Source organism: Pseudomonas sp. YNh, from assembly GCF_037993085.1.
GTDB lineage: Bacteria > Pseudomonadota > Gammaproteobacteria > Pseudomonadales > Pseudomonadaceae > Aquipseudomonas > Aquipseudomonas putida.
Genome location: NZ_JBBMRJ010000001.1, coordinates 421,127 through 435,176, shown reverse-complemented (window position 1 = coordinate 435,176; position 14,050 = coordinate 421,127). Strand labels below are relative to the sequence as shown.

The 14,050-nt window shown below is 64.4% G+C and carries 12 protein-coding genes; 3 read left to right on the top strand and 9 right to left on the bottom strand.

The features are described 5' to 3' along the window. Positions 1-120: 120 nt before the first annotated feature. Together WF331_RS01865 and WF331_RS01860 are read right to left on the bottom strand one after the other, a co-directional pair. Positions 121-1,086 (bottom strand): FecR domain-containing protein, encoded by a 966-nt coding sequence (locus WF331_RS01865; protein ID WP_016498349.1) that lies wholly within the window; start codon positions 1,084-1,086, stop codon positions 121-123. A 4-nt stretch (positions 1,087-1,090) separates the two neighbouring features. Further along, on the bottom strand, positions 1,091-1,621 hold the full coding sequence (locus WF331_RS01860) for a sigma-70 family RNA polymerase sigma factor (protein WP_059394732.1): 531 nt from the start codon (positions 1,619-1,621) through the stop codon (positions 1,091-1,093). A gap of 332 nt (positions 1,622-1,953) precedes the next feature. Between WF331_RS01860 and mqo the strand changes: the two genes are divergently transcribed. Further along, complete coding sequence (mqo, locus tag WF331_RS01855) at positions 1,954-3,591, top strand: malate dehydrogenase (quinone) (RefSeq protein WP_016498351.1); 1,638 nt, start codon at positions 1,954-1,956, stop codon at positions 3,589-3,591. A gap of 132 nt (positions 3,592-3,723) precedes the next feature. Here mqo and WF331_RS01850 read toward each other — a convergent pair whose 3' ends face one another. After that, positions 3,724-4,059: an ArsR/SmtB family transcription factor gene (locus WF331_RS01850; RefSeq protein ID WP_016488623.1), complete on the bottom strand. Its 336-nt coding sequence runs from the start codon at positions 4,057-4,059 to the stop codon at positions 3,724-3,726. A gap of 49 nt (positions 4,060-4,108) precedes the next feature. On the opposite strand from WF331_RS01850, the gene xenA reads away from it, so the two are divergent. After that, a complete protein-coding gene (gene xenA, locus WF331_RS01845) occupies positions 4,109-5,200 on the top strand; it encodes a xenobiotic reductase XenA (RefSeq protein WP_041167628.1) in 1,092 nt (363 codons plus the stop codon). A gap of 132 nt (positions 5,201-5,332) precedes the next feature. Here xenA and WF331_RS01840 read toward each other — a convergent pair whose 3' ends face one another. The 5 genes from WF331_RS01840 to WF331_RS01820 form a co-directional block, all read right to left on the bottom strand. Next, entirely contained in the window at positions 5,333-6,580 is a 1,248-nt protein-coding gene (locus WF331_RS01840) for an NAD(P)/FAD-dependent oxidoreductase (RefSeq protein WP_340622605.1), read from the bottom strand. 2 nt (positions 6,581-6,582) lie between these two features. Then, positions 6,583-8,160 (bottom strand): aldehyde dehydrogenase (NADP(+)), encoded by a 1,578-nt coding sequence (locus WF331_RS01835; RefSeq protein WP_340622604.1) that lies wholly within the window; start codon positions 8,158-8,160, stop codon positions 6,583-6,585. A 185-nt stretch (positions 8,161-8,345) separates the two neighbouring features. Then, positions 8,346-9,293: a dihydrodipicolinate synthase family protein gene (locus WF331_RS01830; RefSeq protein WP_284398682.1), complete on the bottom strand. Its 948-nt coding sequence runs from the start codon at positions 9,291-9,293 to the stop codon at positions 8,346-8,348. Between the two features lie 41 nt (positions 9,294-9,334). Further along, a complete protein-coding gene (locus WF331_RS01825; RefSeq protein WP_174371427.1) occupies positions 9,335-10,261 on the bottom strand; it encodes a 4-hydroxyproline epimerase in 927 nt (308 codons plus the stop codon). A 23-nt stretch (positions 10,262-10,284) separates the two neighbouring features. Continuing rightward, entirely contained in the window at positions 10,285-11,898 is a 1,614-nt protein-coding gene (locus WF331_RS01820; protein ID WP_016498358.1) for an APC family permease, read from the bottom strand. Positions 11,899-12,266: 368 nt separating this feature from the next. Between WF331_RS01820 and WF331_RS01815 the strand changes: the two genes are divergently transcribed. Next, the gene (locus WF331_RS01815) at positions 12,267-13,049 is read left to right on the top strand and encodes an AraC family transcriptional regulator (protein WP_016498359.1); all 783 of its coding nucleotides are present in this window, start codon (positions 12,267-12,269) and stop codon (positions 13,047-13,049) included. Here the strand turns inward: WF331_RS01815 and WF331_RS01810 are convergent. Further along, positions 13,037-13,924, bottom strand: a complete 888-nt coding sequence (locus WF331_RS01810) for a LysR family transcriptional regulator (RefSeq protein WP_049276897.1) — start codon at positions 13,922-13,924, stop codon at positions 13,037-13,039. The genes WF331_RS01815 and WF331_RS01810 overlap by 13 nt on opposite strands. Positions 13,925-14,050: the final 126 nt, after the last annotated feature.

Below are 14,050 nucleotides of genomic sequence, written 5' to 3'. Positions count from 1 at the left end.
GGTTGGAAGATTTTTTGACCGGCTCCAACGAATTTGCCAGCACCGGTACAGCTGGATCCAAATACCGTGTCGCCTGCTTCGCGGGCATGCCCGCGAAGAATCCAGCGCGATGTAGCGGTATCAAACCGGCTCGACTGTGACCCACCACGGCGTCAGCCGCTGCACCCGCACCGGCAACGCCGCTTGCAACAAGGCCAGTGCGCGGTCGGTATCGTTGAGCGGGAAGGCGCCCATCACCGACAGTTTGCCGACATCCGGGTGCCAACCCAGGTGCCCGTGGCGATAGCGCCCCAGCGTTTGCAGCAAATGCGCCAATGGCATGTCTTCGGCATTGAGACGTTGATAAATCCAGGACTCGCCCGCGCTTTGCGCCGGGCGAGCGTTGCTGATGCCCCGGGCGCTGAAGTCCACTTGCTGGCCCGCCGCCACGATGCAGCGCTCACCGCTTTGAGCCGTGCACACCTCCACGGCGCCCGCGTACACATCCAGCCTGGTGCGCTCCCCCTGCTGGCACACCGCAAAGCGCGTGCCCAGCGCCTGCATGCGCCCTTGCGCTGTGTCGACGAAGAAGGGGCGGCGCGGGTCGTGGGCGGTTTCCACCAGCAGCTCGCCAAAGCGCAGCTTCAGTACCCGGCTGAGTGTGGAGAATTCCAGGTCCACAGCACTTTGCGCCCCCAGCCATAACTGGCTGCCATCGGCCAGGCGGGTTTTGCGGATTTCACCGATGCCGGTGGCCATGTCGGCATCCCAGCCCGACAGCGGGGCACCGTGCCACGCCCGCCAGCCAAGCAGCGAGCTGGCGCCAAGCACCAGCAGCGACTTGAGCCCGGTGCGCCGGCTGAAGCGCCGCGCGTCGTGCTCACGCAGTGCCCGGCCCGCGGCGGCGCCTTCGGCTTGCAATGGGGCAAAACGCTGGCCGACCCGTTGAACATAGTGCCAGGCCGCCTGATGGTCGCCGTGCTGGTCAAACCAGTGTTGCCACTGCGTGTGCAACTGCGGTGCGGCGTTTTCGTCCTGCAACTGCACGTACCAGTGCGCGGCCTGCTGCAGGCTGGCGTGGCTGAGTTTTTGCGCGGGCGCGGTCATGGCGTCACTCCACCAGCAAGCCGTCGAGTTCGGCTTCAAGAATGGCGCAATGCAGAAACGCCTGGGCCAGGTATTTCTTGATCATGCGTTCGCTCACGCCAATGTGCGCGGCGATATCGCGGTAGGCCAGGCCATCGATCTGCGCCAGCAGGAATGCCTGGCGCACCTTGCTCGGCAAACGCAGCAGCATGGCGTCCACCTCGTGCAGGGTCTCGACAATGATCGCGCGCTGTTCGGGGGAGGGCTGCAGTGCCTCGGGCTGCAAGGCCAATTGCTGCAACCAGGCCTGTTCAAGCTTTTGCCGGCGCCAGTGGTCCACGCACAGGCCGCGGGCAATGGTCGCCAGGTACGAGCGCTCGCCGCGTGCACCGTCGAACTGCCTTGGGCGGTTGAGGATGCGCACGAAGGTGTCCTGCACAAGGTCCGCGGCATCGCAGCGGCTGCCCAGGCGGCGGTACAGAAAGCCGAGCAACCAGCGCGAGTGGCTGTGGTACAGGGTATGGAGCGAGGTGTTCAGCTCTGGGATCGAAACCACGGCGGCATCCGGCGCGAGCGCATAATGGTGCGAATGAGAAATGATCGCAATGGTAGGGGCGCCGAGAGAATACTGCAATCATTGCAAAGTTTGCGGGTATACCCTGGGACAACCCGTCACCTTGACGCGAGGACCGGCAATTTGTTTGCGCTGGCATTTCGGATACAATCAGAAAAACGATTCAGCCCTGTCGGTCAATTCGACAAAAGGCCGAGTCGTTTTCTGGTTCTCTGGCTGCCGAACAATGATCAACAACAAGCCTGCGCTGAAGAACACGGAACACTTGGGCCAGCCACAGGCCCTCCCTCCGTTCTCCTGACTGGAATAGATCAATGTTCAAGAAAGCTGGCAAGACCTTGCTGGGTCTGGCTGTCGCTGCGAGCTTCATGCAAGCGCACGCCGCAGAAACCAAAAAAGTAGACGTGCTGCTGGTTGGCGGCGGCATCATGAGCTCCACCCTGGCTGTGTGGTTGCACGAGCTGGAGCCAAGCTGGTCGATGGAAATGGTCGAGCGCCTGGACGGCGTGGCTGAAGAAAGCTCCAACGGCTGGAACAACGCCGGTACCGGCCACTCCGCGCTGGCCGAGCTGAACTACACCCCGGAAGACAAAGACGGCAACGTCAATATCTCCAAGGCCATCGAAATCAACGAAGCCTTCCAGATCTCCCGTCAGTTCTGGGCCTGGCAGGTTCGCCAGGGCGTGCTGAAGAACCCGCACTCGTTCATCAACACCACTCCGCACATGAGCTTCGTGTGGGGCGATGACAACATCAAGTTCCTGAAAAAGCGTTACGACGCGCTGCAGGCCAGCCCGCTGTTCCGCCCGATGCAGTACTCCGAGGACCACGCGCAGATCGCCAAGTGGGTCCCGTTGATGATGGAAGGGCGCGACCCGAACCAGAAGCTGGCCGTGACCTGGACGCCAATCGGCACCGACGTCAACTTCGGCGAGATCACCCGCCAGATGGTCGGCCACCTGAAGACCCAGGACAAGTTCGACCTGAAGCTGTCCAGCGAAGTGCAGGACATCACCCGCAACAAGGACGGCTCCTGGCACGTCGAGTACAAGAACCTGAAGGACGGTACCGAATCGGCTACCGATGCCAAGTTCCTGTTCATCGGTGCCGGCGGCGGCGCACTGAAGCTGCTGCAGAAGTCGGGCATTCCTGAAGCCAAGGAATACGCAGGCTTCCCGGTGGGTGGCTCGTTCCTGGTGACCGAGAATCCGACCATTGCCATGCAGCACATGGCCAAGGCCTACGGCATTGCCTCGACTGGCGCGCCACCCATGTCGGTACCGCACCTGGACACCCGCGTGCTGGACGGCAAGCGCGTGATCCTGTTTGGCCCATTTGCCACCTTCTCGACCAAGTTCCTGAAGAACGGCTCGTACCTGGACCTGCTGAGCAGCACCACCACCCACAACGTGTGGCCGATGACCAAGGTCGGTATCGAGCAGTACCCGCTGGTGGAGTACCTCGCTGGCCAGCTGATGCTGTCTGACGATGACCGCTTCGAAGCCCTGCGCACCTACTTCCCGAATGCCAAGAAGGAAGACTGGCGCCTGTGGCAGGCCGGCCAGCGTGTGCAGATCATCAAGCGTGATGCCGAGAAGGGCGGCGTGCTGAAGCTGGGCACCGAAGTGGTCGCGTCCGAAGACCGTACCATTGCCGGCCTGCTGGGGGCATCGCCGGGTGCTTCGACTGCTGCGCCGATCATGCTGACCGTGCTGGAAACCGTGTTCAAGGAAAAGGTCGCTACCCCAGAGTGGCAGGCCAAGATCAAGCAGATCGTGCCGAGCTACGGCACCAAGCTGAACGATTCGGCGGCGGCCACCCAGAAAGAGTGGAACTATACCGCTGAAGTACTGCAGCTGGAGAAACCGCCAGTGATCGACGCCAGCGTCGATTTCGGTGGCGCGGCCAGCGAGCCGGTTGAAAGCAAGCCTGAGAACGACATGGCGCTGTAATCGGCCATTGTCGTGAAAGAAGCCACGGGGGAAACCTCGTGGTTTTTTTTTGCCTGTTCGGGCCTTTGAGCGGCGGTTCGACGTATTGATGGGCCCACGGGCTCATCACTACCCCCGGGGCCTGCGGCAAAATCATCTTTGGCGCAGGATGCACTCCAGCAGCCCGGGAAACCGCTCGCCCAGCATTTCACTGCGCAATGAATTCATATGGGTCGTCCCCACATTGCGGGTATGCACCAACCCCGCATCACGTAGCACGCGGAAGTGGTGCGACATGCTCGACTTGGGCCGCCCCCCGTCCAGCTCGCCACAGCTGGCCTCGGCAACGCCGGCCAGGTGGCGGACGATTTCCAGGCGCACGGGGTCGCTGAGCGCATAGAGCAGGCGTTCAAGGATCAGGTCTTCAGCGTTGGGATGTTTATAGGCTCGCATGGCCGACATGATAACGGGGGTTTCACTAATTGCCATAGTTCGATTATGATCGAACAACAGTATTCAGATGAACCCGGAGTTTCCCATGTCCGCCCTGTTCGAGCCCTATACCCTCAAAGACGTCACCCTGCGTAACCGCATCGCCATTCCGCCAATGTGCCAATACATGGCTGAAGACGGCATGATCAACGACTGGCACCACGTGCACTACGCCGGCCTGGCCCGTGGTGGTGCCGGTCTGCTGGTGGTGGAGGCCACGGCGGTGGCACCGGAAGGTCGCATCACCCCCGGTTGTGCCGGTATCTGGAGCGATGCCCACGCCCAGGCGTTCGTACCTGTGGTACAGGCCATCAAGGCTGCAGGTTCGGTGCCGGGCATCCAGATCGCCCACGCCGGTCGCAAGGCCAGCGCCAACCGCCCGTGGGAGGGTGACGACCACATTGCCGCCGACGACGCGCGCGGCTGGGAAACCATCGCCCCGTCTGCCATTGCCTTTGGCGCGAACCTGCCGAAAGTGCCACGCGAAATGACCCTGGACGACATTGCCCGGGTCAAGCAGGACTTCGTCGATGCCGCCCGCCGTGCGCGTGATGCCGGCTTCGAATGGATCGAACTGCACTTTGCCCACGGCTACCTGGGCCAGAGCTTCTTCTCCGAGCACACCAACAAGCGGACCGATGCCTACGGTGGCAGCTTCGACAACCGCAGCCGCTTCCTGCTGGAAACCCTGGCTGCGGTGCGTGAAGTGTGGCCAGAGAACCTGCCGCTGACCGCGCGCTTTGGTGTGCTGGAATACGATGGCCGCGACGAGCAGACCCTGGAAGAGTCGATCGAACTGGCGCGCCGCTTCAAGGCTGGCGGCCTTGACCTGCTGAGCGTAAGTGTCGGTTTCACCATTCCCGAGACCAACATCCCGTGGGGCCCGGCGTTCATGGGGCCGATTGCCGAGCGTGTGCGCCGCGAGGCGAAGCTGCCGGTGACTTCGGCGTGGGGCTTTGGCACACCGCAGCTGGCTGAGGCCGCGTTGCAGGCAAACCAGCTGGACCTGGTTTCGGTAGGGCGTGCGCACCTGGCCGACCCGCACTGGGCGTACTTTGCGGCCAAGGAACTGGGGGTGGAGAAAGCCTCCTGGACCTTGCCGGCGCCGTATGCGCACTGGCTTGAGCGCTATCGCTGAGAAGCCTGGGGCTGCTGCGCAGCCCATTCGCCGGCAAGCCAGCTCCTACAGGATCATCACAGGCTTCAAGCCCTGTGCAATACCTGTGGGAGCTGGCTTGCCGGCGAATGGGCCGCACAGCGGCCCCCGAATCTAGAACCGATCCAACCGGTAGGCTCCCATCTCAGGCCCAGCGGCCCGCTCAGCCAACCGCCCAACCCATTCCGCTGTCACCGCCGCCTGGGTCAACCCCAGGTGCTGATGCCCAAACGCCAACAGCACCCGCCCATCACACACCCTGTCGATCACCGGCAGCGAGTCCGGTAACGAAGGCCGGAAGCCCATCCACGGCGTCGCCCCTTCGACGCTCAAGTCTTGCCGGAACAACCCCTTGCTCAACCGGTGCAACTGCCAAGCCCGTTGCATGCTTGGCGGTGCCTCCAGCCCGGCGAACTCCACCGTGCCGGCCAGGCGCAAGCCTTCGGCCATGGGCGTCATGATGAACTTGCGCTCCAGCGAGGTGACTGCAAACGGCAGGCGCTGGTGCTCACCCGGCAACATCAGGTGGTAACCGCGTTCTGTGTCCAGCGGTACCCGCTTGCCCGTCAGCGCGGCGGTCAGTTTCGCAGAATGGGCACCACAGCTGATCAGCACCTGGCGGGCATTGAGCGTGCCTTGGTCGCTGGCCAGGCTCACGCCCGCACTGTGCAATTGCCCGCCATCGACCTGCGCCTGAACAAAGCGCACGCCGCTGGCCTTGGCCGCTTCGAACAGTTCGCACACAACCCGGTAAGGGTCGATGAAGTGCCCGGTGCGCGGAAAGAACAACCCGCCCAGCAGTGACGGGCTCAGTTGCGGCGCTGCCTCGCGCACGGTTTCGGCCGACCAGACGTCCACCGGCACCGCCTGCTGTTGCATGCGGGTGCGCAACGCCTCCAGTGCCTGGCGTGACTCAGGCTTCTCGAACACCAGCAACGAACCATCTTCCTGGAACAGGTCGCTGCGCCCGATCGAGCCCAGCAGGCGCTGCCATGCACCCAGGCTGCCTTCGTTCAGCGTGCGGATGCCGGCCACACTGCGCTGGTACGGCACCGGGCGCAGGTTGAGCAGCAGGCGGGTGAACCAGGGCATGGCCGCGGGCAGGTACTTCCAGTCCAGGCGCAGTGGGCCCATCGGGTCCAGCAGCATGCGCGGCAAGCGCTTGAGGATCGACAGGTCGGCAATCGGGAACACCTGCTCGGTGGCCAGGTGCCCGGCGTTGCCATAGGACGCCCCATGGCCGGGTGCCTGGCGGTCGACCAATAGCACCCGGCGGCCCTGGCGGGCCAGTTGCAGGGCACAGGCAACGCCGACAATCCCGGCGCCCACCACGGCGATATCGGCTTCAGGGTTTTCGACCATGCTCAGCCTTCCCGTTTGCCGTCGAGCAGGCGCCGCAGTTGCAGCGGGTTGCCGTGCTGCAAGGCCTGCGGCAGAAGGGCATTGGGGAAGTCCTGGTAGCACACCGGCCGCAGGAAGCGCAGGATCGCCGCCGTGCCCACCGAGGTCGTACGGGCATCGGAGGTGGCCGGGAACGGCCCGCCATGGACCATGGCATCGCACACCTCGACGCCGGTCGGCCAGCCATTGACCAGAATGCGCCCAGCCTTGCGTTCAAGGGTCGGCAGCAGCGCACGGGCGCGGTCGATGTCGGCATCGTCCAGTTGCAGGGTAGCGGTCAACTGGCCTTCCAGGTGCTCGGCCACTTGGTGTACCTGTTCATCGCTGGCACACGCCACCACCAGCGACGCCGCGCCAAACACTTCAGCTTGCAACGCCGGGTCGGCGAGGAAGGCTTCGGCTTGGGTGACGAACAATTGCGCCTGGCATTGGTTGGGGCCTTGCCCGGCCTGCCCGCTGGCCGCAGCCTGGGCATTGGCGTTTCCTGCCAAGCCACCGACACCGGCCTGGTAGGCACTGAAGATGCCCGGGGTGAGCATGGTTTGCGCAGCGGCCTGGCGCACGTGCTCGCTGGCAGCGTCGATAAACCGCTGTAAAGCCGGCCCTTGGGGGGCAATCACCAGGCCGGGGTTGGTGCAGAACTGGCCGGCACCTTGGGTCAACGAGGCGACGAAGCCTTGCGCCAGCGCTTCGGCACGGGCCTGCAGGGCCGCCTCGAACAGGAACACCGGGTTGATCGAACTCATTTCGGCGTACACCGGGATCGGCTCCGGGCGGGCCTGGGCCGCCTGGCACAGCGCGATACCACCGCTGCGTGAGCCGGTAAAGCCAACGGCCTTGATGCGCGGGTCGCTGACCAGCGCGATGCCGACTTCACGGCCGGAGCCGTATAACAGCGAGAATACGCCGGCCGGCAAGCCGCACAGCTTCACCGCTTGCGCCACCGCCTGGCCGACCAGTTCGCTGGTGCCCGGGTGGGCGCTGTGGGCCTTGACCACCACTGGGCAGCCAGCCGCCAATGCCGATGCGGTGTCGCCACCGGCCACCGAGAAGGCCAGCGGGAAATTGCTGGCGCCGAACACGGCTACCGGCCCCAGGGCCACCTGGCGCTGGCGCAGGTCGGCGCGCGGCAAGGGCTGGCGTTCTGGCTGGGCGTTGTCGACCCGCACATCCAGCCATTCACCGGCCCGCACTACCCGGGCGAAGGTGCGTAGCTGGGTACAGGTGCGGCCACGCTCGCCCTGGATACGCGCCTTGGGCAGACCGCTTTCGGCCACGGCGCGGTCGATCAGGGCATCGCCCAGCGCTTCGATCTGGGTGGCGATGGTTTCGAGGAATTTCGCCCGTTGTTCGAGCGTGGTTTCGCGGTAGCCATCGAACGCCGCCCAGGCCAGGGCGCAGGCTTGGGCCACGTGTTCGCCGGTGCCGCCCAGGTAGGCCGGTTCCAGTGGCTGGCCGGTGGCCGGGTCGATGGCGCGGATGGCTTCGCGGCTGCCGGTTACCGGCGTCTGGCCGATCAGCATGTAGCCGGTGAGGGTCATGTAGCCTCCTTGTGAATCAAATTCGGGTATCAACGTGAACCGCAACCCCTGTAGGAGCGGCCTTGTGCCGCGAAGGGCTGCAAAGCAGCCCCAGCAATTTGTGTGTCTGCGCTGAAATGCTGGGGCTGCTTCGCAGCCCTTCGCGGCACAAGGCCGCTCCTACAAGGGCCCAAGCAGGGGTTTGGTCAGGCGATGTTCTGCTCGGCCGACCAGCTGGCGTACCAGTTGCGGAACAGCGCGTACTGCTGTTCGGCATAGTTGCGCTGGGCATCGGTCAGCACGTCGGTTTCGTTGAAGTGCAGGCTGTACTCTCTGTCGCCGTTCAGCACCATCAGGTGCTTGTAGTACAGCACCAGGTCGCAGCCTTCATCGAACGACGACAGCACAGCCAGCGCCGCTTCCAGCTCGCGCGCCAGGCGGCGGGCCTTGGCGTCGCCCTTGGCCGCCTGCTTGCTCAGGCTTACCAGGTGCAGCACCTCGCGGGGCAGGGCGTTGCCGATACCGGTGATGGCACCGGTGGCGTTGCAGTTGACGAAGCCATGCACCACCTGGGTGTCCACGCCGACCATCAGGGTCACGTCGTCATCCTTGGAGGTGATGTGTTCGGCGGCGTAACGCAGGTCGGCGCCACCACCGAATTCCTTGAAACCGATCAGGTTGGGGAATTCGCGGCGCAGTTCGAAGAACAGGTCGGCGCGCGTGGCAAAACCGTAGTAGGGGCTGTTGTAGATCACCGCTGGCAGCTTGGGCGCCGCCGCGAGGATGGCCGAGAAGTGGTGTTTCTGGGCGATCAGCGAAGCACCGCGGCTGAGCACGCGAGGGATGACCATCAGGCCGGCGGCGCCCACTTCGGCGGCGTGGGCGGCATGCGCTACCGCTTCACGGGTGTTTACCGCGCCGGTGCCGACAATGGTCGGGATGCCGGCGGCCACCAGGCGCGCCACGCCTTCCTGGCGCTCGGCCTCGGTCAGCAGCGGCCAGTCGCCCATCGAGCCGCAATACACCACAGCGCTCATGCCGGCCTCGATCAGTTCACGGCCCTTGCGCACCAGGGCGTCGAAGTCCGGCTTGCGTTCGGCGGTGCATGGGGTCATCAGGGCGGGCATGGTGCCGGTGAAGATGTTGTTGGTCATTGTTGTCACTCCTCGCAGTATTCAGTCGGAAAAAGGCGGGGTCAGATGCCCCAGGCGAACGGGTCCTGTTCGTCGATCAGCAGGGTGCTGTCGGCGGTCATGTAGGCGCGGCCGGTGATGAACGGGCGAATGTGCTCGCCGTCGCGCTCGTAGCGGCCATGGAACTGGCTGCCGGTGATACTGGCCTGTACCCAGGTCTGGCCTTCGGCAAGCTTGCCGTCGGCGGCCAGGCAGGCCAGCTTGGCGCTGGTGCCGGTGCCGCAGGGCGAGCGGTCGTAGGCCTTGCCGGGGCACATCACGAAGTTGCGGCTGTCGGCGTTGGCGTCGTCGGCAAACAGCTCGACGTGGTCGATAAGCGCGCCGTTTTCACCGGTGATGCCCTGGGCTTCCAGGGCTTTGAGCATGGCCCAGGTGTACTCGGTCAGCGCCTCACGGTTGGCCAGCTCGATACGCTGGCCGTGTTCGGAAACCAGGAAGAACCAGTTGCCGCCCCAGGCGATGTCGCCATGCACCACGCCATGGCCGGGCACGTCCACCGCCACCTGTTGGCGGTAGCGGTAGGAGGGCACGTTGCCGACGGTGATGGCGCCGTCTTCATGCAGGGTGGCGCTGACCTGGCCGACCGGGGTGTCGATCTTGTGCACACCCGGTGCGATCAGGCCCAGGTGCTGCAACGAGGCTACCAGGCCGATGGTGCCGTGGCCGCACATGTTCAGGTAGCCGGCGTTGTTGAAGAAGATCACCCCGCAGGTAGCGTCGGCCGACACCGGTGGGCAATACAGCGCGCCGACCAGCACATCGTTGCCGCGTGGCTCCAGCAGGCAGGCACGGCGCCATGGGTCGTGCAGCTCGCGCAGTTCGTCGCGCTGTTCGGCCATGCTGCGGCCGCGCAGTTGCGGGAAGCCCTTCATCACCAGGCGGGTTGGTTCGCCGCCAGTGTGGGAGTCGATGACGTGTATCTGTTTCATGGGCTTGTCCCTTGCGTAAAAGATCAGGAAGCGACGGCGGCAGGGCGGCGGGTATAGGTTTCAGCGGCGGCTTCGCTTTCGTCTTCACCTTCCAGGCGCACCAGGTGGGCAGGCACGCCAGTCGCGGCGCCCCAGTAGTAGATGCCCAGCGCGCAGGCGGCCACAGCCACGGTGTCGAACGGGTGGCCGAGCACACCCAGGCCGCCGAAGCTGCCCAACCACGACAGCAGGATGGTCACCGCGTAGAAGCCGATCAGCCATGCCGACGAGCGTACTTGCTGGGCCAGCGACAGGTGTTGGGTGGGTACGAAACGGCTGCACAGCAGGTACAGCACGAACATCACGATTTGCAGGGCCAGCAGCCACGACACGGTGTTCCAGCCCGACCAGTACACGATCAGCGCGGCGATGATGAACGACAGCGGGCCGAGCACAGCCATGCCCTTGACCCGGAACGGGCGCGGCATGTCTGGTGCATTGCGGCGCAGGGCGGCGACGGTGACCGGGGCGACGGCGTAGCTCAGTACCAGGGCAGCCGATACCACGTTGATCAGCGCTTCCCACGAGGGGAACGGCAGGGTCCAGAACACCGACAGGCCAAACGTCAGCCACAGGGCCGGGCGCGGGATGCCGGATTCTGCATCGATGCGGGTGAAGTATTTGAAGAAGGTGCCGGTTTGCGCCCAGCCGTAGATCACCCGCGGGGTGGCGTTCATGTAGATGTTGCCGCAGCCGCTGGGCGAGATCACGGCGTCGGCCACCACCAGGTAGGCCAGCCAGCCCACACCCAGGGCCAGGGCGATGTCACGGTAGGGCAGGGCCAGTTCCTTGGTCACGCTGGCCCAGCCATTGGCCAGCATTTCGGTGGGCACGCTGCCGAGGAAGGCCAGTTGCAGCAGGGCGTAGATCGCGGTGGACAACAGCACCGACAAAATCAGTGCGATAGGGATGGTGCGCTGTGGGTTCTTCACCTCGCTGGCCACTGAAATGATCGGCGTCAGCCCCAGGTAGGCGAAGATGATGCCGCCTGCCGACACGGCCATTTCCACCCCGGACAGGCCGAACGGGGCAAAGCCCTGGACCTCGAAGTTTTCTGGCTTGAAGAAGGTGAACAGCACGCCGATTACCAGCAGCGGCACGATGAACTTGAACACGCTGACCAGGTTGTTGGCCTTGGCGAAGGTTTTCACGCTGCGGTAGTTGAGGAAGAAGAACAGCCCCAGCAGGGCGAACTGTACCAGCCAGCCGAGTACGGTCGGGTCGCTGGAGCCGGCCTTGGTCAGCCCGGGGAACCAGGCGGCGGCATATTGGCGTGAGGCGACCACTTCGATGGCGATCAGGCTGGAAAAGGCGATGAGGGTGATGAAACCCATCAGGTAGCCGAGCAGTGGGCCGTGCGAGTAAACCGGGTAGCGCACCACTCCACCGGCACGCGGCAAGGCGGCGCCCAGTTCGCAGTAGACGATGCCCAGCAGCAGTACGGCGAACCCGCCAAGGAACCACGAGAGGATGCCGGCCGGGCCGGCGATGGCCGACACGTGGCTGGCGGCGAACAGCCAGCCGGAGCCGAAAATGGCCCCTAGGCCGATGAAGGTGAGGTCCAGCAGTGATAACTGTTTTTTGAATTTGCCTGACATGGGTTCGCCTTTTTGTTGGTTATTGGATAGGCAGGTCTGATGTCACGAGATGCGGCTTTTTGGGCCGCGCTCTTGTAGGACTTGGGCGGCTTGCGTGGGGCATAGAGTGAACCGGTCGGGGCGACGGTTCTTGATGGTTTTCTGCAGGGGGGATGACGAAATCGGCACAGTTGCAAAAAAAGCTGGTGGCCAGGGTGGGCTGGTAGATAGGCTGTAGGCCATACCGGATAAGGGTTTGAGAGATGCAGCGCCAGTGCTGGCCTCTTCGCAGCACAAGGCTGCTCCTACAAGGACCGCATGGCTATCAAGACCTGTAGGAGCAGCCTTGTGCTGCGAAGAGGCCCGCCCAGCAAACCGAGATAGAGAAGATGACCAACACCCCCCTGGCAACCCTCTACCAGTCCCTCGACCAGCACCGCCCCGCCACCCTCGAGGCCCTGCTTGCCGGTGTGTCGCTGCTGCTGCCGATCCTCGACGCCATCCCCAACGCCGCCATCTTCATCAAGGACCCGGCTGCCCGCTATGTGCTGGCCAACAACACCCTGGTCCAGCGCTGTGGCCTCAAGCGCCTGCAACCGTTGCTGGGCAAGACCAGCGCCGAGGTGTTCCCGGCACAGCTCGGCCCCGGCTACACCGAACAGGACCGCCGGGTGCTCAAGGAAGGGATGGTGCTGGAGGACCAACTGGAACTGCACCTGTACGGCAGCCGTGAACCCGGCTGGTGCCTGACCCACAAGCGCCCGCTGTACAACCAGGCGGGCGAGATCATCGGCCTGGTCGGCATTTCGGTCGACCTGCAATCAGCCGCCGACAGCCACCCCGCCTATCAGCGGCTGGCCGCCGTGGACGAGCACATTCGCCAGCACTTTCACCAGCCGATCAGCATGGGCGAGCTGACTCGCATCGCCGGTATTTCCGTGGCCCAGCTGGAGCGCTACTGCAAGCGGGTGTTCCACCTCACGCCCCGGCAGATGATCCACAAGGCACGCCTGGAACACGCCCACCGCCTGTTGCATTCGGACCTGCCCATCACGGACGTGGCGATGTGCTGCGGCTACACCGACCACAGCGCCTTCAGCCGCCAGTTCAAGCAACTGACCGGCTTTACCCCGCGCCAGTACCGCCAGGCAACCAGCGATCAGGTGGCTTGAAACAGTGCCCGCGCCTCGGCGAAGCACTGTTCGGCAATCGCCGAGCGCGGCTCGCTGCGGCGTAACAGCAGGCCGACCGGGCTGTGGATGGCGGCGTCGGCCACCGGCACGATGCGCAGGTGCTCGCTGAGGTCTTCCAGGCCGCAGTCCAGCGGCATTATCGCGCAGCACATGCCAGTGTTGATGGCCTGGATCAGCTGGAAGGTCGAGTCGCTTTCCAGCACCGCATTCGGCTCCAGGCCGCGGCTGCGGAAGCTCAGGTCCAGAGACTGGCGGTAGTGCATGCCTTTGCTCAGCAGGCCCAGTGGTATGTCGCTGAGTGCATCCCAGCGCAGCGGGTCGCTGGCGAACTGGAAGTGCCGGGTGTCGTGCAGCAGGCCCATGGTGGTGGTGCCCAGTTCGATCACTTCAAAGAAGCTGGTGTTGACCTGGTCCAGGTAGCAGATACCCAGGTCGAGCTGGTTGCGGCTGAGCCCGTCGATGACCTGTTCCGAGCTCAGCGAGCTGAGCTGAAAGTGCAGTTCGGGGTATTTTTCGCGCAGCGGCAGCAGCAGGTGCATGGGGTTGAAGCTGGCCAGCGGCACGGTGCCCAGGCGCAGGCTGCCGACCACCTGGCCGCGGCAGCTGGCAGCCTCGGCCTGCAGGCCGTCGTGGGCGGCGAGCAGGGTGCGGGCCCAGGCCAGGATGCGCTCGCCGGCTTCGGTAAAACCTTCGAAGCGCTGGCCACGCTTGACCAGCACCAGCTCCAGTTCGTCCTCCAGGTTGCGCAGGCGCATGGACAGCGTCGGCTGGGTGATATGGCACAACGCCGCCGCCTGGCCGAAATGGCGGGTCTGGTCGAGGGCGATGAGGAACTTGAGCTGCTTGATGTCCATGAAAGTGCCTGGCGTCTGGTTATGCAGACCTTAACCCACGTCTGCGATAGATGTCATTGATCGCCCGGTACGCCATATTGATTGGACGCCCTCGGGCCGTGCCTCTAGCGTGGCGACAATGCCATT

Coding starts and splice junctions, on each gene's coding strand:
- WF331_RS01865 (WP_016498349.1), bottom strand. CDS start 1,086: ATGACCGCGCCCGCGCAAAAACTCAGCCACGCCAGCCTGCAGCAGGCC.
- mqo (WP_016498351.1), top strand. CDS start 1,954: ATGTTCAAGAAAGCTGGCAAGACCTTGCTGGGTCTGGCTGTCGCTGCG.
- WF331_RS01850 (WP_016488623.1), bottom strand. CDS start 4,059: ATGGCAATTAGTGAAACCCCCGTTATCATGTCGGCCATGCGAGCCTAT.
- xenA (WP_041167628.1), top strand. CDS start 4,109: ATGTCCGCCCTGTTCGAGCCCTATACCCTCAAAGACGTCACCCTGCGT.
- WF331_RS01840 (WP_340622605.1), bottom strand. CDS start 6,580: ATGGTCGAAAACCCTGAAGCCGATATCGCCGTGGTGGGCGCCGGGATT.
- WF331_RS01835 (WP_340622604.1), bottom strand. CDS start 8,160: ATGACCCTCACCGGCTACATGCTGATCGGCCAGACGCCGGTAACCGGC.
- WF331_RS01830 (WP_284398682.1), bottom strand. CDS start 9,293: ATGACCAACAACATCTTCACCGGCACCATGCCCGCCCTGATGACCCCA.
- WF331_RS01825 (WP_174371427.1), bottom strand. CDS start 10,261: ATGAAACAGATACACGTCATCGACTCCCACACTGGCGGCGAACCAACC.
- WF331_RS01820 (WP_016498358.1), bottom strand. CDS start 11,898: ATGTCAGGCAAATTCAAAAAACAGTTATCACTGCTGGACCTCACCTTC.
- WF331_RS01815 (WP_016498359.1), top strand. CDS start 12,267: ATGACCAACACCCCCCTGGCAACCCTCTACCAGTCCCTCGACCAGCAC.
- WF331_RS01810 (WP_049276897.1), bottom strand. CDS start 13,924: ATGGACATCAAGCAGCTCAAGTTCCTCATCGCCCTCGACCAGACCCGC.